The sequence below is a fragment of the Devosia sp. genome (genome assembly GCF_028290625.1).
Classification (GTDB): Bacteria; Pseudomonadota; Alphaproteobacteria; order Rhizobiales; family Devosiaceae; genus Devosia.
Genome location: NZ_JAQGJM010000028.1, coordinates 46,284 through 61,969, shown reverse-complemented (window position 1 = coordinate 61,969; position 15,686 = coordinate 46,284). Strand labels below are relative to the sequence as shown.

Below are 15,686 nucleotides of genomic sequence, written 5' to 3'. Positions count from 1 at the left end.
GGCGGCACTGAGGTCCTCATCCTTTGAGCGCCCCCGACATCGTACCCTTGGTGAAAAACTTCAAAATCAGCGGGTAGATCACGAGGATCGGCACGATGGTCAAAATGATCATCCCGGCCTTGAGCGCCCGCAGGTCGATCTGGCTGGCCCCGGTATGATTGTTGGCGGCGTCCACCCCGACGATGGCCAGCTTGTCGCCGCCGATCACGAACTGCCGCAGCACCACCTGCAGCGGCCATTTGTTCTGGTCGGTGATGTAGATCATCGCCCGGAAAAACTCGTTCCAGTGGAACACGATGTAGAACAGCGTGATCGTCGCCAGCGCCGGCTTGGCCAGCGGCAACACCACGAACCAGAACACCTGGAACGGGTTAGCCCCGTCGAGATCGGCCGCGTCGAGCAGTTCCTGCGGAATTTCCTCGAAGAAGCGGATCAGGATGATTAGGTACCAGGCGTTGACCGCCTTGAAGAGGATCACCGACCAGTAGCTGTCGAGCAGCCCCAGCCGCTTGTTGATGAAGTAGTCCGGAATGATACCCGGATCGAAGACGATGGTGACCAGCACCAGGAGGAACAAGATCCGCCGCCCCGGCAGGCCCGGCCGCGATAGGCCCCAAGCCATCAGCGCCGTAAACACGATATTGAGCACCGTGCCGGCGGCGGTGATGAAGATCGAGTTCAGCATGCCGGCGCGCACGTTCGGATGGTTGAGCAGCAGGCTCCACACATCGAACGACAGCCCGCGTGGCAGGATTTCCATGCCGCTCATGCCGGGCAGTTTCGCCGGATCGCTGAGCGATATTGCCAACAGGTTCAGCAGCGGCTGCACCGTCACCACGACCATCAGCAGCAAGGTGGAAATGATGATCGCGTATTCGATCCGCTCCAGCGGCGTGCGGGTATTCTGGGTCGCAGCCATCACCACACTCCCTTGCCGGTCAGTCGCTTGGAAAACAGATGCGCCATGAGGATCAGCACCATGCCCAGCACGGCCTTGAACAAGCCGGCAGCCGTCGCCAGCGAGTATTCCCCGGTCTGCAAGCCGATGCGGTACACATAGGTGTCCACGATATCGATCTGCGTGCGCACCACGTCGTTGGTGAAGTTGATGACCTGGTTGAGGTCGGCGCTGAGGAAAATGCCCGCATTGAGAATGAACAGCGTCGCGATCGTCGGCACGATGCCGGGGATGGTCACGTGCCAGATTTTCTGCCACCTGTTGGCGCCGTCCATCTCCGCGGCGTCATACAGCGCCTGATCGATGGCGATGATGGCCGCCAGATACAGCAGGCTGTCCCACCCCGCCGAACGCCACATTTCCGAATAGACCAGCACCCAGCGGATCGCCCCGGTATCGGTCATGAACGACTTTGGCGCTGCGCCGAACATGCCGGTTATGTCGTTGACCACGCCGTCGCTCGGCGAGAGTGCGGCGATGAACACACCGGCGATCACCACCCAGGAGAGGAAGTGCGGCAGGTACACCGCCGACTGGATGAATTTGCGCAGCGAGCCGCTGCGGACTTCGTTGAGCATCAGCGCCACGATAATGGGCACCGGGAACACGAAGGCCATCTTCATGCCGGAGATGATCAGCGTATTGAGCAGCACTTGCCAGAACACCGGCGAGGCGAACAGCAATTGGAAATGTTTCAATCCCACCCACAGGTTAGGTGGGATAATGCGCAATTGTTCGAAGGCGATCTTGGATTCCCAGATCGGCAGATAATGGAACAGGACGAAAAAAATTATCCCCGGCGCCATCATCGCGTAATACGGCCACCATTGGCGGATGCCGCGAGCGAGAAATCCGGCATGTTGGTCGCTTTCGGCCTTGGGAACGTTCCCGCGAATGGCCGCCAAATTACTCTGTTTGCTCTGTGCAACCATGGTCAGACCCTCCCTGCCCCCGCGGCAGCGCGTAGCGGGGTTGCCGTGGACAGGTCGGCGAGTGAACCTCGCTCGATCAGCCGGCACGGCAAATAGATCCGCCGGTGTTCCGGTCGGTGTTCGATTTCGTTGAATAGTCCCTCGACCGCCCGCTCGCCCAGGCCGCGGCCGGGCTTGGCGATGGTGGTGAGGCCGGGCCAGGTAAACTCGCCCGACGGAATGCCGTCAAAGCCGATAATGGACACATCTTCCGGGCAGCGCAGCCCGGCTTCGCGCACCGCCATCATGGCGCCGATCGCCATCATATCGTTGGCGGCGAAGACGCAAACATGGCCCACATGCGCCCGCTCCAGCAGGCGCCGCATGGCGATCCGCCCGCCCTCGACAGTATATTCGCCGTCCTCGGTCGCGAGGATCGCCGGATCGATATCGCGCTCGACACAGTGCTCATGCACGGCGCGCAAGAACCGCGCCCGCGCCAGACGCGATTTCGGCCCCAGGATCAGGCTTGGCGCCGAATGCCCTTTGGAAACAAGGTGATCCATACCCAGCCGCACGGCCTGGGCAATGTCCGAGCCGACGCTTGAGGTTTCGGTAAAGCGCTCGGCACTGGAGCCGATCAGCACGAAGGGCAGCCCAAAACGATCGAGATCGTCAAAGCTATCCGCCACCGGATTGATGATCGCGCCATCCACCCGGGCCCGCCGCAAGGCTCCCAGATGCGCCGCTTCCTTGGCCACATCCCAGTCAGACGAGAACACCAGCAAGGATGCGCCGCTCTCGGCCGCCTTGTCCTGCGCGCCCCGGGCGACATCGGCCCAGAACGGATTGGTGATATCTGGAATGACCAGGCCCAGCAGCCCGGAGCGGCCCGAACGCATGCCCACGGCCAGGTGATTGCGCTCGTAACCCACGGTCGCCGCAGCCTTCAGTACCCGCTCGCGGGTTTCTTCGGTGATATTGGAGGAGCCGGCAAGCGCCCGCGCCGCGGTGCTTTTGGACACGCCCGCGCGTTCTGCGACATCGATGATGGTGGGCCGTCGATTGCGGCTCGCGCTCATTGCCTCATCCCTGCATCGGTCTGCAAAACCACGGATTCTAAACGACCCGCTTCCCGACGCCATGGGAACGTTACCGCAGCCATTATAGGGTGTCAATCCCGCCACCAATGTGGCCTTATTGATAGCAAAAGGCGGCCCTTTCGGACCGCCTTCGCGTCAAATCGACAGTGTCGTTATCAGGCGCCGAACAGGTTCGACGACAGGAGGCCAAACAGCGTCGCCAGCGAGCGGACGACTTCGACCGGAACATTGGTGCCGGTGAAGGTGCCCGAGGCATCGACCTGCGACGGAGTTTCGGTGGGCACGCCATCGATGTCGACGGTGACGTACTTGCTTTCCTTCATGATGATCTGCGCCGAGATGCCATCGGCAGCGCTGAACAGATCGCTATTGGCGTCCGAAGAGGCAAACAGCGCGTCGTCGCTGGTGGCGTCGGCCGATGGCAGGGTCAGCGTCAGGTCATACTGGGTCTGTGCATCGACGCCGGGCGAGTCGGTCCAGGGCATATTGCCCTTGAGCACATATTCCTTGTCGGCGCAGTTCGCCGTCAGGTCCATGAACCAGCTCTCGGTCTGGTAGGCAAACACCATATTGCCCGACCAGGTGCAACCCTGGTCCGACGGCAGGCCGGCCGACGGCACGAACAGCCGCGACAGGTCGACCGTATCGACGCGCTGGTCGATCAGGGCCGCGTCACCACCGGTATTGATCTTGGCCAACACCGTGCTGGCCAAAGCCGCGGCACCGGTCGAGGTGATTTCCGGCTTGAGGTTCATCGAGCCCGAAAACGCCGCGGTCGAGGGCGGCACCTTGCCCAGCGCGAGGTAGTTGATCGACAGCGTCGAGCCATCGGTCGAGCCATCGCTCTTGACCACATAGCCGCCGGCATATTGCGTGCGCGGCAACAGGGCCTGGTTGGCCGGATTGACGATCGAGCCATTGCCGGCAACGGCGCAGGCCTTGTCCTCGCGCATGATCAGCAGCGAGGTGTGACCGGCCGAGCAGGTCAATTCGATCTGCGATTTCACCTGGGCATCGCCCAGCGTGACCGCAAAAGTATCCTTGCGCGAGGAATCCTTGAGGGTCGGCATCGTGGCCGCCACCGCAAAGGTCACGTTGGGAGGAATCGGCGCGGCCTGCGCAAATGCGGCAGCGGGAGCCAGGACGAGAAGGGGAAGGAGATAAAGCGATTTGAGTGCCACGGAAGTCTCCATAAATGTGAATGGGGCGCCTCGGCTTTCACAAAAACCACCGCCCGCCCGAACTAACGACTGCCATCAGGGGCCTTAACCCTGGCTGATCCACTTCTTCATGACCTGTTCAGCCAACACCTGTGTGACGAACGGCGCCGCTTTGCGCGCCACGCCGATGCCGTTGCCTCAAAACCTACCGGATTGAGGCACGCCCTCAGAAACTAACCTGAGGAAACACTGCAGTCATCACTTGACGAAAAAGAAGACCGTCAAGTCTTCCAGAAAAAATGATTCGAAACAATTCGTTAACTGCTGCATTCTCGTGTCTTGTTATGGGACAACTTGTTCTTTGCGTCTGTCCGTAGCGAGCATTTGGCCTTTACGCGAAAGGATTCCGAAAAATGCCTGATATTCAAAGCGTGCCGAAAAGTAACGGATCGCGCAAGCCCGTGCCGACCGACGGAGGCGACACCGAAGACGGATCGAGCGACTCTGCCGATAGCGGTATTCACCTGCAGGCGATGACCGCCACGAAAACCGTCGAACTTCCCGATCTGGTAGAACGGGCGCAACGGCAAGTTCAGCAGCACCTCAGAAGCGCCGAACAGGACGCTGCCACCTATCTCGACCGGATGGGGCTGATTGATGCCGAAATCGACAAGGCCGAGCAGGACAAGACACTTGCCGAAGATCAGGTGCGCTATTGGCAATCGGTGCAGGAAAACACCGTGCATGTAATCGATGTCTTGCGGCAGCGCCGCTCAGGCCCGCAGGCGGCACTCGATGCGCTTCGCAAAAATGGCATCCAGGGTTAGCCCTTAGCTAACCTGCCGCGGCTTTCGATGGGGACGTGCCTTCCGACGAATACGTAACGCCGCCGTCACAAGGACGGGAGAGCGCTGGTAACGTTTGCGTTTCGCGTACCATTTATCCGGACCCAGGCAACGAAGCCCCTGCGGCTACGTTGTGTGATCGTAGCGTCACCATGGAGACCCGCAATGGGCACGTCTGTCCTCATCAGCATTCTCATCACCTTCCTCGTCGTCGTGCTCATCCTGTGGCTGGTCCAGCGCCTGCCCGTCGAGGCACGCGTTCGCCAGATCCTGCAGATCGTGGTGATCGTGATCGGCATTATTTCCCTGCTGAAATACCTCGCCATTTTCTAGGCGCCGTCACAGCGCCGCTCCTCGGCCCCGTCCAACAATGGGCGGGGCCGTTTGCTTGTAGATCGTGCGGCCAGTTGGTGATGCCGGGCTGCAAATGGCGATTTTCTGCGCTTCCGGTGCTCACGTACAAAACGTACGTTGCGCTCCGGTTCTCGAAAACCACCATTTTCGCTCCGGCCTGACACAACTGGCCGCACGACCTACAGCGGCATCACGTCATTGATGAACTTGACGATGCGCGCCTTGGCTTCGGCCCCATGGGCGGCGGGGAACATCGACATGGCGTGCTCGCCGCCCGGATAGATCTCCAGGGTCTTCGGTTCGGCCGCAACCTCGAACATGTGCTTGGTGTCGGCGATATAGGTGTCGTTTTCGGTATTGATGAACAGCTTGGCGGCCGTGGACGTCGAGAGCGACACATCATCGGCGGCAAGGCCCGCAAAACCCAGCGGCGCCGATAGCGTCACGTAGCCCAAAGGCTTCGCCGCAACCGCGGCCGGCACGGTGACGATGCCGCCCATGCTGGCGCCAACCAGCACCAGATTGGCCGCTCCGCCGGCCTTGGCGAAGGCAATCGCCGCATCGAGATCATGCCCGATGGCGCCGATATCCTGCGTGCCTTCCGACGGCTTGTAGCCGCGGAAATTGTAGGTCAGCACGCCATAGCCCTGGTCGGCCAGGCTATTGGCGACATCGACCCAGGCCGCCTGGTCCAGATCGTATTGATGGGACAGGATGACGACATTGTCGCCGTCTCCGTACCACAGCCCCGAAAGGGCGATCCCGTCGTCGCTGGTGAAGGCGACCACCTTGGCCTCGGCGGCCAGCGCCGGCGCACTGAGCATCACGGTCGTGGCGACCGTCGTGAGTAGCGACAATAGAGTGGGTCGAAAATCCATGCTGTCCTCCTGCGCGGCCTTCTCGCCGGCGGGACACACTCGGGCGAAGCGCCCTTCGCAACCATGCCGGGATGGACTAGATATCATGCGGAATGGAAACCGCTCCGCCATGATGCCAGCCGCAGCCCAATCGATGTTTGTCGGCCGACAGTTCTTCGCCGGCTACCAGTTGCCGGTCGAACTGGGCCCCTATGATCCGGCGCAGGCATTTGTTGGCCATTACGGCTTGATCCATATTGCGCATGGCACTGGGCTGATCGAGGGCCCCGACGGGCCGGTCATGGTCGCGGCGCCCGCCGTGATCCTGCTCGATGAGACCACCCGCCCGACCATCATCCGCCGCCAGAGTCTGGTGCTCGACGTGCTGTTCTTCGAACCCGGCGTCATCAACAGCCTGTTCACGCCCGACCTGCTGCGCGCCACCGCGGTGTTCGACGGCACGGTGGAGCAGGACGCCTATCTGTTGCGACGCTTTCTCGAACCGGATGTGGCTGGACGGCCACTGCTGCTGTCGGCCACGCTGCACCAGCGCGTTGGCGAAGCCCTGAGCCGGGTGGGAGCCGAGGGTGCGGCGCAAATCGACGCGCATTGGCCCTGCCGCACCCGCTCTTGGCTGATCGAGTTGCTGTTCCAACTGCGCGTCGCCAATCCGCAAGTGCAGCAATTGACGACGCCAGCCTCGGACGACCGGCTGGACCAGGCGCTGCTGTTCGTGCACGAGCGGTTCAACACCGAATTCACCCTGGACGATGTGGCGCGCTGGTGCGGCAGCAACCGGACCCAGGTCAACCTGCGCTTCCGGGCGCTGACCGGCCAGAGCCTGCGCCAATACGTCATCGGTCTGCGCCTGCGGGTCGCCTCGTCGCTGCTGCGCGATACCGGCCTGCCGATTGCCGAAATCATGGCGCGGGTCGGCTACGAAAACGGCTCCAACTTCACCCGCACCTTCCGCGGCGCCTTTGGGCAGACACCGCGCGAGCATCGGCGCACAGTTCGACCAGGCGGCTGACGGCGGCCCGATAATCTCGTAAGCTGGGGCGAGGAGGATTTACCATGACCCAGCCCGTCATCGAACCCCGCCGCAAAGGCCGAAGCGGCACCCAGACCATGCTGATCCCGTCGCTCGAGATGGTGAGTGAGGCCATTGCCGCTGTGCCGCCCGGTCGTGCCGGCGACCTGGGCACGGTTCGCACAAGTCTTGCGGCGCGCTATGGCGCCGACGCCTGCTGCCCGGTGACGGTGCAGCGGCATTTGCGCACCATCGCCGAGCAGGTCGTGGCCGGGGACGGCACCATCCCGTTTTGGAGGGTGACCGATCCGGACCGGCCCAATAGCGCGCGGCTGGCGGGTGGAGTCGAGTTCATTCGCGCCCGCCAGGCGGCGGAACGCTAGGCGCGCTCAGGTATCGAGCGGGTCCCGCGCCGGCGTCATATCCATGACCTTGGGCGGCGGCGCGTCCGAGACGCCGGCGAGCCGGACGATCAGTCGCGCCAGGCTCGGGCCGGTCATCAGCACGACCAGGAACCGCGCCGTTTGCATGGCGATGACGAAAGGCACATCGACCTTGCTCGACGCGGCGATAATGGCCACTGAATCGGCGCCGCCGGGGCTGGTCGCCAGATAGGCAGTGAGCGGGTCGACGCCGGCGAACATCACCAGGCCGACCGCGAACAGCCCGCAGATGGCGATCAGCAAGAGCGTCGAGGCGAGGATTTGCGGGAAGACGCGCGCGGCGTGGCCGAGAATGTCGCGCGTGAACCGCAGCCCGATCGACCAGCCCGCCAGCGCATAACTGATGGCCAGCAGCCATTGCGGCAATTCGATCTGGATGATGCCGGTGTTCTGCAGCACGACGCCCAGGATCATGGGCAGCAGCATCGAGCCGGCGGGCAGACGCAGCCATCGGCCCACGAAAGCACCAATAAAGGCCAGTGCCAGGGTTTGCAACAGCGGCACCCAGACGATGGCGGGAAACCACTCGACCGGCGGCGGCGGCAGGCCGCTGCCACCCCCGCTGGCCCAGATGCGTGCCACCAGCGATGCCGCAATGGCGACGCAGACCACGCGGATATATTGCATCAGCGCCACGAGGCGGAAATCGGCGCCATGCGCCTCGGCCATGATGATCATGGCGGTCGCGGCGCCCGGCGAGGCGCCCCAGATCGCGGTGGTGCCGGGCAGCACGCGCAGCCGCGTCAACACCAGCCCGATCGCGTTGGCCGCCACGATGACCGAGAGCACCCCGATAGCGAAGATCGGCCAGTCCTTGGCGATTTCGCCGATCACCGAGGCGGGCAGCGCCCGCACCATCAGGCAACCGATCACCCCTTGCGCCAGCACGAACAGGTTGGGCGGCACCCGCACCGTGCCATCCGCGCCGGCGATGATGATGCCCGCCACCATCGGCCCCAGGAACAAGGCCGCCGGTAGGCCCGCCAGTTCCAGAATGGCGATGAAAATAACCGAAAGGCCGAGCAGCGCCACGCCCTGCACAGGCCGGCTCCGCCCTCCGATGGCGAAACGGCGCGACGGCTCCAGGAGTGAGGACATGGCTGGACTCGTGGCCGGAAAACTCGGCCCTGGGAAGGATCAATACCCGCGTGGTAGCGGCTTGCGCGGTCACATTCAACCGCCAAAAGCTCGTGTGAGCGCATAGCGGAATTGCGCCCGGCCGCTAATCTGCTATCCATCTGCGAGCGCTTCAAAAATGGCGACCCGGCAGCATGGAACGACGTTTTCTCGATCTCAGCCTGCCCGTCGGCCAGAGCCGGCGTATGCGCATTATCGAGCGCCCCGGACTGTGGATGAAGCCGGAGGCTTTGGCGGAACTGGTGGGCAAGCTGCGCCAGATCGCCTCGCGCACTTTGGCCGACAAGGATTTGGAATACGGCATCTTTTCCGGCGACAAGAGCCGGCTGGAGAGCACGTTCATTACGCTGGTGACCGACAGCAAGAGCGGCGCGCCAATCGCCTTCAATGCGCTGCCGGTGATCCCGCTGGAGCTGGACGGGCGACCGGTGGAGTTACTGCATCTGGGCCTCGTGATGGTCGATCCCGACCAGCGCAGCAAGGGGTTGTCCTGGGTACTGTATGGGCTGACGTGTTTCCTGCTGTTCATCCGCAATCAGGGTCGGCCGATCTGGATTTCCAATGTCACGCAGGTGCCGGCCGTGGTGGGCATGGTGACCGAGACGTTTTCGGAGGTCTATCCCGATCCGGCTGGTGGCGGACCGCGCAAATTCCGTCATCTGGTGCTGGCGCGGCAGATCATGAGGACGCATCGCTATGTGTTCGGGGTGGGCGCCGAGGCGGAGTTCGACGAGCAGCAGTTCATCATCCGCAACGCCTATACGGGCGGATCGGACAATCTGAAGAAGAGCTTCGAGGTCGCCCAGAAGCATCGCAAGGACGTGTTCAACGCGTTCTGCCAGCGCCATCTCGATTACAATCGCGGCGATGACGTGATCCAGATCGGCAAGCTCGACCTGCCGGCGGCGCGACGTTATCTGACCGACATGGTGCCCAAGGGGGCACTGGGCTTTGTGGCGGTGGCGTCGATCATGGCGCTGATCCAGCGGGCGATTTTGCCGGTGATCCAGTGGTTGGATGCGACGCGCGAATTTGGGCGCCTGCGTCCGAGGAGCAAGGCATGAGTTTTTCCTATGCCGAATTCACCAACCGCAACCTGGGATTCGTCGACGCGGAGGGCCAAGAGAAGCTGCGCAAAGCCACGGTGTTCGTCTGCGGCACCGGCGGCATGGGCGGGGCGGCGGTGCTGGCGCTGGCAAGGGCTGGTGTGGGCAAGCTGATCCTGGCGGATATCGACACGTTCGAAATTGGCAATATGAACCGGCAGGTGTTTGCTTTCATGGACACGGTGGGGCAGCACAAGGCGCAGGCCACGGCGGAAATTGTCAGGACCATCAATCCCGAAATCGAGACCGTGATCTACGGGGACGATTGGCCGGACCATGTGGGCGAGAGCGTCGCGGCTGCGGCGGTGACCATCAATGGCACCGATGATCTCGCGGCTGGGCTGCTGCTCTACCGCACTGCGCGGGCGGCGGGGAAGACCGTGATCGACGCCTATGCGTCGTCGCTACCCTCGGTCTATGTGACGCGGCCGGGCGATCCGATGCCGGAGGAGCGGCTGGGCTATCCGACGATCGGTACGGCGTGGAATGCACTGACAGCGGAGCAGCGCAGCAAAGCGTTCATGGCCGAGATCGAGCACGTCATGGTGCATTCCTCGGCGCGCAAATATATCGACATGGCGCTGGCCGGCGAAATGGCGGCGGGCAAGCGCAAGCGAATGTCCTTCGCACCCATGGTGATCACGACGGGCATGCTGATGGCTTATGAGACCATCGCCATCATCCTGGGCCAGACGACGAAAACCGATTGCCGCGGCTGGTTCTTCAACCCCTATGAGGGCAAGGTCGAGCGGCCGCTGCCGGGCCTGCTGTCGGCGATCATCACCCCGATCGCGCGCCGGCAGATCGCCAAGCTGGTGAGTGCCGCGTGACCATCCAGCACTCGCTTATCGCCGATAGCGTCGTTTCAGGCACCGCGCTGGCTGGCACGCTGGCCGCCATCGCGGTCATCCGAGCCCGCTCGACGCCGGACGGGTTGAGCGCGCGGTTCATTTTTGCACTCGGCCTTGTCGCTGCCCTGCTGGCGACGCGGCTGCTGTTCTGGAACCTCCATCCGGGCATTTTCGAGGTTTTGAATTACCTCTGTGCGGCCTGGATTCCACTGGCCGCCTTGCTGGTCATCGAGGGACTGCAGCGCCGCCACGCCCCGCAAATCCTCAAGTATGCGGCGCTGGCAGGCGGCCTCGTGTTTTCGGTTTTTGCGGTTTTCAGCCCTCTGGGCTTTCCGGTCTATTTCCTGCTGGCCTTCCAGCTCGCCAGCTTTGCGGCAATCTACCTGCTCGCCTGGATCGGCAGCGGCGGCCTGACCGAGCAGGAAAAGCGCGTCATCGCCCGCGTCCGCTTCGCCCTGCCGGTGCTGGTCGTGTTCCTCACCAGCGATTTCGGGGTGTTCGAACAGTTCGTGCCCATCCGGGCCTCGGGCGTCGCGATCCTGTTCTTCTGCTGGATGGCCATCGGCCCCAGCGGCGCCACGACCGGACGGCGGGAAGCTGGCGTGGCGTTTCTCGTCACCACGGCGCTGGCCGTGATCATCGGGGCGACGGCGACCGTCATGTCGCAGATGGATTGGGGGTTCCTGATCCAGGTTTCGGCCATGGCGCTGTGCACCGGCATATTGGCGCTGGTGCTCAACGAGGCGGTGCGCGCCTTCGCCGAGTCGCGCCGCGATGATGTGCTCAAGGCTTTGGTGACCGCCGATACCAGTGATGTTCGCCACTTCATCGCCAGCGTCGCCGAAGGCTCGCCGCTGCAAGGTTCGCGTGTGCTCGACGATGATGAGCTGGCCGATTTCGACGCCGTCGCCCTGCGCGCTGCCTTCGCGGCCAAGCCCGTCCTCAGCCGCAGTGATCTACCGGCCTTCCTCGATGATACGCGCCAGCAGCTCGATAGCCTGCTGACCACCTATGACGCGACCCACCTGATTGCGCTCTCGGCTACGCCGCTGATCCTGGCTGCCGCCACCATCCCGTCGGTGGGCCGCAATTCGGCGATCGAAACCGAACTGGCGCTGGTGCAGCGCATGGCCATGCTGGTCTCCAGCCGAAAGGACAATCATGGACCTGCGTGAGGGCGATTTCGACGCATTCTTCCAGGCGCCGTTCGACGCCTATGGGCAGGGCACGCCCTATGTATCGCCGATGCGGTCCGACTTGCGGCGGTTCTATGCAGCGGGGGTAAATCCGCTGTTCGCCAATGCGGCCGATTTTTCGTTCTTCACGGTGCATCGCGACGGCGAGGTCATTGGCCGCATCGGCGCGCATGTGCATGCAGCCTCCAACGCACTCTATAAAACCAACACCGCCTATTTTGCCTATTTCGATTGCGCCGACGACTCGGAAGCTGCCAAGACCCTCCTCGGTGCCGCAGAAAATTGGGCCCGTCAGCGCGGCTTCGATACCATCGCGGGCAATTTCAACCTGACGGCGATGCAGCAGATCGGCGTGACCACCGACGGCTTCGACGGCGTGCCCTATGTCGACCAGGTCTATAGCCCGCCGCACATCGCGCGGCTGCTGGCCGAAAATGGCTACGAGGCCTATTTCCCGATGCGCACCTTCGAGGTCGATCTGGAGAAATTCGATCCGACGACCATGCTAGGCCCCAAGCAGCAGGACATCCTCAACTCGCCCGACTGGAAATTCGCGCAGGTGACGCGCGCCACCATTCCGCAGCGGCTGGAGGATGCCCGCCAGCTGCTCAATAGCGGCTTCGGCCACAATCCGATGTTCGTGCCGCTGACGGCGGAGGAATTCGAGTTCCAGGCCAAGGAACTCAAATGGATCATCGATCCGCGCATCACCTCGGTGATACACTATAAGGGCGAGCCGGCGGCCATCGCGCTGGTGATTCCCGACCTGAACCCGTTCATCCGGGCGACAAAATCGCGGATTTCGTGGTCGACGCCCTGGCATTTCCTCGTCAACCGCCTGAAGCGCACCCGCGCCCTGGTGGTCTATGCCTCGGTGCGTGAGGACCTGCACGCCAGGGGCGTGATGAGCGCCATGATGGTCAATCTGCTGCCCATCATGCGAGCCGCCGGCTATCGCCAGCTCGGCGTCACCTGGGTGTGGGACGAGAACGCGGGCAGCATTCGACTGATGGAACACCTGAACGCCAAGCCGCTGCATCGCAATCATCTGTTCCGCAAAGCGCTGATATGAGCCGGCTCACCCAAGCCGAGCTGTTGCAGCTCGCTGCGGCCGCCAACCAGGCGCCCAGCGTGCACAATACCCAGCCGACCCGCTGGAAACTGGCCGATGACGGCGCACTCTGGTTGCTGTGCGACACCACCCGCCAGCTCGCTGTCGGCGACGTGACCGGGCGCGACATGCGCGTGTCGCTTGGCGCGGCGCTGGAAGCTACTGCAATCGTCTTGGCCGAACATGGCGTGGGGTTTGGCAGCGTCAGTTATTCCAACCTGCGCGCCGCCGTGCGGATCGAGCTGACCACCGGCGCGGCGGGCGATCCGCTGGTGGTGCAGATGCCGCATCGCTTGACCTGGCGGAAGGGCTTTGCGCCAGCATCGTGGGAAAACGCCCGCTCGCTGGTCGCCTGGTCCGAGCGGCACGAGGATATTACCCGGGTGGACGAGGCCGGCGAGATTGCCTTCATCTCGGCGCTGAACGAAAAGACCAGCCTCGCCTTCTATCGCAACGCCGCCTATCGCCATGAACTGCTGTATTGGATGCGCCTGTCGCCCACCGATCCGCGCTTCGGCATCGATGGGCTATCGGCGCCGGCTTTGGGCATGTCCGGCTTCGAGGCCTTCGGCGCCGGCCATGTGCTGCGCGATCCGCTGTTCGGGCTGCTCGACCGGAGCGGCATGATCGGCGGCCTGATTTCCGAGCACGGCCGCACGATGACCTCGACGGCAATTCTGCTGTTTCATCGCCCGATCGACGAAAACCCCATCGACACCGGCCGCGCGCTCTATCGCCGGCAGTTGGAGCTATCGGCGCGCGGCTTCCAGACCTGGCCGATGTCGGTGCTGGCCGACGACCACGATGCCGCCGCCGAAATCGGCGCGCACTTTGGCCTCGCCGACGATCGCCGGCTGATCACGGCCTGGCGCACCGGTCTCGTGCCATCGGGGCAATCGCTCAAGCGCGAGCGCCTGCCGACGGCAGCACTGATTACAACAGCTTGAGATAGTCCAGCAGCGCGGCCTTGTCGGGCTCGCTCATAGTATCGAACGGGGTTTCGTGCCCTATCGCGTGCAAGCCCGGCAGGGCGGTGTCGATCCGCACCGGCGCGGCCCAAGGCGTATAGTCGGGTGGCGTGATCCACATGCCGTCATGGTCCATGCCCGCAATGCCGACCTTGGCCAAGTCCAGCGCATGGCCGCCGACATCGAATTGACTGGGTCGTTCGGCGGGATGCATCAAATGCCAGAGCGTCGGCACGCTGCCATTATGCAGATAGGGCGCGCTCGACCACAGCCCCGTCAGCGGCTGTGCCACATAGTTGGGCGACAGGCGGGCTTGCAGCAAGCCGTCATAGCCCAGGCCATTGACCGCATCGACGCTGGCCTGATCGAACTCTTCCAGATAGGTCCGGTCGGTCCCTATATCGCCCTGCCAGTTCGGGAATTCCACCAGCGCCGGTGCGTCGATCCCCGCACTATAGGATCCGTGGCACGAGGCGCACGCACTGGCATAGACCAGGCTGCCGCGCTCGGCCGAGGCCTTGTCGATCTCGCCCGGAAACGGCTGCGGCTTGTAGTCCCTGAGCCAGTCCATGATGTGCTCGGCGTCATCGACATGACGCGCGGCAGTAGTGGGCAACGTCCCCATGCTGGGCACGGTAAAGAAGGCCGTCAGCCCCGCGAGAGCCCGAAGATGGGCGTCGGTGATGTCGCCGGCACGCATGACGCGGAGCGGTGTTTCGCCGGGCACCCCATAGGACCCGCCGGCCAGCAGCGACGAGCGCCAGATGCGGCTGCCCAGCTCCGGCACCGAAATGGTGGGATTGCGGTCGGCGATCTGGTCCGATGGAATGATGCCGAACCGCGCCTGCAAGGCCTGCAAGCCATTGGTTGCGCCGGACGTGCTGACCTCGAACGGCAGCAAGCGGCCAATCGTGGCTTCCTGCTTGGCCACCAGGTCCTTGACCCTGGACAGAACGACGGTCTTGAGCGCCAGCCACTCGCGCCAGTCCGTTTCGGGATAGAGCTTCTGGACGGCGGCCCAGATGAATTCTTCGTCCTCGGGCCGGTCGCGCAGCGCCGCGTAGAGTTCGGTCACATAGCGTTGCAGGTTGATCGAGCCATTGGGCGTGCCCAGCCAGAAGGTGGAAATATCAGGCCGGCCATCGGCGCCATAGACCACGCTGGCATGGCAGCCGGCGCACGCAATATTGCCGATCGTCAGCCCGATCGGCGGCAGGACGCGGCTCGCAAAGCCGATATTCTGGCCCAGCGGACCATTCAGGCCTGGTTGCGGCATGCCGGCGGGCCAATTGGCGATCCGCGTCGGGGTGACGAAGCCATAACTCTGATACATCGCGGTGACGGCCTGCGGCGTCACACCATCCAGGTGTCCACCGGCATAGCGCAAAGCCAGAAGCGCGGTCGCCAGCTTCCAGGGCGAGGCCGAGACCTCCAGCGCCTCCGAACTCAGCGCCGAGAAATCACCGAAGGCGAACTGCACCGCGCCCTGTTGCGCCGGGGTGAGAGCAAGCCCGTCGAACTGCGCCAGCGTGGCGCTACGCGCCTGCAAGTTACCGGACAGTATTCCCGCCGGATCGCCATCCACCGCCACGCCGACCCCGATCAGGGCCAGCAGCGCAAGGATGGGGACGAGGATGGTGCGCTTGTGCATGGCGT

16 protein-coding genes are annotated in these 15,686 nt (G+C 63.4%); 9 read left to right on the top strand and 7 right to left on the bottom strand.

Annotated elements, in window-relative coordinates; translation table 11 throughout:
* Positions 1 to 16 precede the first annotated feature (16 nt).
* The 4 genes from JWR51_RS16005 to JWR51_RS15990 all read right to left on the bottom strand — a co-directional run bounded on the left by JWR51_RS16005 (position 17) and on the right by JWR51_RS15990 (position 4,153).
* Positions 17 to 919 carry a carbohydrate ABC transporter permease gene (locus tag JWR51_RS16005; RefSeq protein ID WP_299749568.1) on the bottom strand — a complete coding sequence of 301 codons (903 nt, stop codon included), beginning with the start codon at positions 917 to 919 and terminating at the stop codon, positions 17 to 19.
* The gene (locus tag JWR51_RS16000; protein WP_299749566.1) at positions 919 to 1,890 is read right to left on the bottom strand and encodes an ABC transporter permease subunit; all 972 of its coding nucleotides are present in this window, start codon (positions 1,888 to 1,890) and stop codon (positions 919 to 921) included. Before JWR51_RS16000 ends, JWR51_RS16005 begins: the two co-directional genes overlap by 1 nt.
* Before the next feature lie 2 nt (positions 1,891 to 1,892).
* Positions 1,893 to 2,951: a LacI family DNA-binding transcriptional regulator gene (locus JWR51_RS15995; protein WP_299749564.1), complete on the bottom strand. Its 1,059-nt coding sequence runs from the start codon at positions 2,949 to 2,951 to the stop codon at positions 1,893 to 1,895.
* A 176-nt stretch (positions 2,952 to 3,127) separates the two neighbouring features.
* Positions 3,128 to 4,153 (bottom strand): hypothetical protein, encoded by a 1,026-nt coding sequence (locus tag JWR51_RS15990; protein WP_299749562.1) that lies wholly within the window; start codon positions 4,151 to 4,153, stop codon positions 3,128 to 3,130.
* Positions 4,154 to 4,545: 392 nt separating this feature from the next.
* On the opposite strand from JWR51_RS15990, the gene JWR51_RS15985 reads away from it, so the two are divergent.
* The gene (locus tag JWR51_RS15985) at positions 4,546 to 4,959 is read left to right on the top strand and encodes a hypothetical protein (protein WP_299749549.1); all 414 of its coding nucleotides are present in this window, start codon (positions 4,546 to 4,548) and stop codon (positions 4,957 to 4,959) included.
* Between the two features lie 183 nt (positions 4,960 to 5,142).
* A complete protein-coding gene (locus tag JWR51_RS15980) occupies positions 5,143 to 5,310 on the top strand; it encodes a Thivi_2564 family membrane protein (protein ID WP_299749546.1) in 168 nt (55 codons plus the stop codon).
* Between the two features lie 200 nt (positions 5,311 to 5,510).
* Here JWR51_RS15980 and JWR51_RS15975 read toward each other — a convergent pair whose 3' ends face one another.
* Positions 5,511 to 6,209, bottom strand: coding sequence for an alpha/beta fold hydrolase (locus JWR51_RS15975; protein ID WP_299749544.1), 699 nt, complete (start codon positions 6,207 to 6,209; stop codon positions 5,511 to 5,513).
* Between the two features lie 109 nt (positions 6,210 to 6,318).
* Here JWR51_RS15975 and JWR51_RS15970 point away from each other — a divergent pair, with 109 nt between their 5' ends.
* Both JWR51_RS15970 and JWR51_RS15965 read left to right on the top strand, forming a co-directional pair.
* Positions 6,319 to 7,218, top strand: coding sequence for an AraC family transcriptional regulator (locus JWR51_RS15970; protein ID WP_299749542.1), 900 nt, complete (start codon positions 6,319 to 6,321; stop codon positions 7,216 to 7,218).
* Positions 7,219 to 7,262: 44 nt separating this feature from the next.
* Positions 7,263 to 7,601 carry a hypothetical protein gene (locus JWR51_RS15965; RefSeq protein WP_299749541.1) on the top strand — a complete coding sequence of 113 codons (339 nt, stop codon included), beginning with the start codon at positions 7,263 to 7,265 and terminating at the stop codon, positions 7,599 to 7,601.
* Between the two features lie 6 nt (positions 7,602 to 7,607).
* On the opposite strand, the gene JWR51_RS15960 is transcribed toward JWR51_RS15965, so the two are convergent.
* On the bottom strand, positions 7,608 to 8,759 hold the full coding sequence (locus JWR51_RS15960) for an AbrB family transcriptional regulator (RefSeq protein ID WP_299749537.1): 1,152 nt from the start codon (positions 8,757 to 8,759) through the stop codon (positions 7,608 to 7,610).
* A 173-nt stretch (positions 8,760 to 8,932) separates the two neighbouring features.
* Here JWR51_RS15960 and JWR51_RS15955 point away from each other — a divergent pair, with 173 nt between their 5' ends.
* From JWR51_RS15955 to JWR51_RS15935, 5 genes are read left to right on the top strand one after another with little or no spacing between them, the layout of a single operon-like run.
* Positions 8,933 to 9,862, top strand: coding sequence for a hypothetical protein (locus JWR51_RS15955; protein ID WP_299749534.1), 930 nt, complete (start codon positions 8,933 to 8,935; stop codon positions 9,860 to 9,862).
* On the top strand, positions 9,859 to 10,734 hold the full coding sequence (locus tag JWR51_RS15950; RefSeq protein WP_299749531.1) for a ThiF family adenylyltransferase: 876 nt from the start codon (positions 9,859 to 9,861) through the stop codon (positions 10,732 to 10,734). Before JWR51_RS15955 ends, JWR51_RS15950 begins: the two co-directional genes overlap by 4 nt.
* On the top strand, positions 10,731 to 11,930 hold the full coding sequence (locus JWR51_RS15945; RefSeq protein ID WP_299749529.1) for a hypothetical protein: 1,200 nt from the start codon (positions 10,731 to 10,733) through the stop codon (positions 11,928 to 11,930). The genes JWR51_RS15950 and JWR51_RS15945 overlap by 4 nt, the downstream gene beginning before the upstream one ends.
* Complete coding sequence (locus JWR51_RS15940; protein WP_299749526.1) at positions 11,917 to 13,023, top strand: GNAT family N-acetyltransferase; 1,107 nt, start codon at positions 11,917 to 11,919, stop codon at positions 13,021 to 13,023. The genes JWR51_RS15945 and JWR51_RS15940 overlap by 14 nt, the downstream gene beginning before the upstream one ends.
* Positions 13,020 to 14,009 carry a hypothetical protein gene (locus tag JWR51_RS15935; protein ID WP_299749523.1) on the top strand — a complete coding sequence of 330 codons (990 nt, stop codon included), beginning with the start codon at positions 13,020 to 13,022 and terminating at the stop codon, positions 14,007 to 14,009. The genes JWR51_RS15940 and JWR51_RS15935 overlap by 4 nt, the downstream gene beginning before the upstream one ends.
* On the opposite strand, the gene JWR51_RS15930 is transcribed toward JWR51_RS15935, so the two are convergent.
* Positions 13,996 to 15,681, bottom strand: coding sequence for a hypothetical protein (locus tag JWR51_RS15930; RefSeq protein WP_299749520.1), 1,686 nt, complete (start codon positions 15,679 to 15,681; stop codon positions 13,996 to 13,998). The genes JWR51_RS15935 and JWR51_RS15930 overlap by 14 nt on opposite strands.
* Positions 15,682 to 15,686: the final 5 nt, after the last annotated feature.

What these genes read in the sequence shown, in the direction of transcription:
- JWR51_RS16005 (WP_299749568.1), bottom strand. Translation starts at nt 919, where the DNA reads ATGGCTGCGACCCAGAATACCCGCACGCCGCTGGAGCGGATCGAATAC.
- JWR51_RS16000 (WP_299749566.1), bottom strand. Translation starts at nt 1,890, where the DNA reads ATGGTTGCACAGAGCAAACAGAGTAATTTGGCGGCCATTCGCGGGAAC.
- JWR51_RS15995 (WP_299749564.1), bottom strand. Translation starts at nt 2,951, where the DNA reads ATGAGCGCGAGCCGCAATCGACGGCCCACCATCATCGATGTCGCAGAA.
- JWR51_RS15985 (WP_299749549.1), top strand. Translation starts at nt 4,546, where the DNA reads ATGCCTGATATTCAAAGCGTGCCGAAAAGTAACGGATCGCGCAAGCCC.
- JWR51_RS15980 (WP_299749546.1), top strand. Translation starts at nt 5,143, where the DNA reads ATGGGCACGTCTGTCCTCATCAGCATTCTCATCACCTTCCTCGTCGTC.
- JWR51_RS15975 (WP_299749544.1), bottom strand. Translation starts at nt 6,209, where the DNA reads ATGGATTTTCGACCCACTCTATTGTCGCTACTCACGACGGTCGCCACG.
- JWR51_RS15970 (WP_299749542.1), top strand. Translation starts at nt 6,319, where the DNA reads ATGATGCCAGCCGCAGCCCAATCGATGTTTGTCGGCCGACAGTTCTTC.
- JWR51_RS15965 (WP_299749541.1), top strand. Translation starts at nt 7,263, where the DNA reads ATGACCCAGCCCGTCATCGAACCCCGCCGCAAAGGCCGAAGCGGCACC.
- JWR51_RS15960 (WP_299749537.1), bottom strand. Translation starts at nt 8,759, where the DNA reads ATGTCCTCACTCCTGGAGCCGTCGCGCCGTTTCGCCATCGGAGGGCGG.
- JWR51_RS15955 (WP_299749534.1), top strand. Translation starts at nt 8,933, where the DNA reads ATGGAACGACGTTTTCTCGATCTCAGCCTGCCCGTCGGCCAGAGCCGG.
- JWR51_RS15950 (WP_299749531.1), top strand. Translation starts at nt 9,859, where the DNA reads ATGAGTTTTTCCTATGCCGAATTCACCAACCGCAACCTGGGATTCGTC.
- JWR51_RS15940 (WP_299749526.1), top strand. Translation starts at nt 11,917, where the DNA reads ATGGACCTGCGTGAGGGCGATTTCGACGCATTCTTCCAGGCGCCGTTC.
- JWR51_RS15935 (WP_299749523.1), top strand. Translation starts at nt 13,020, where the DNA reads ATGAGCCGGCTCACCCAAGCCGAGCTGTTGCAGCTCGCTGCGGCCGCC.
- JWR51_RS15930 (WP_299749520.1), bottom strand. Translation starts at nt 15,681, where the DNA reads ATGCACAAGCGCACCATCCTCGTCCCCATCCTTGCGCTGCTGGCCCTG.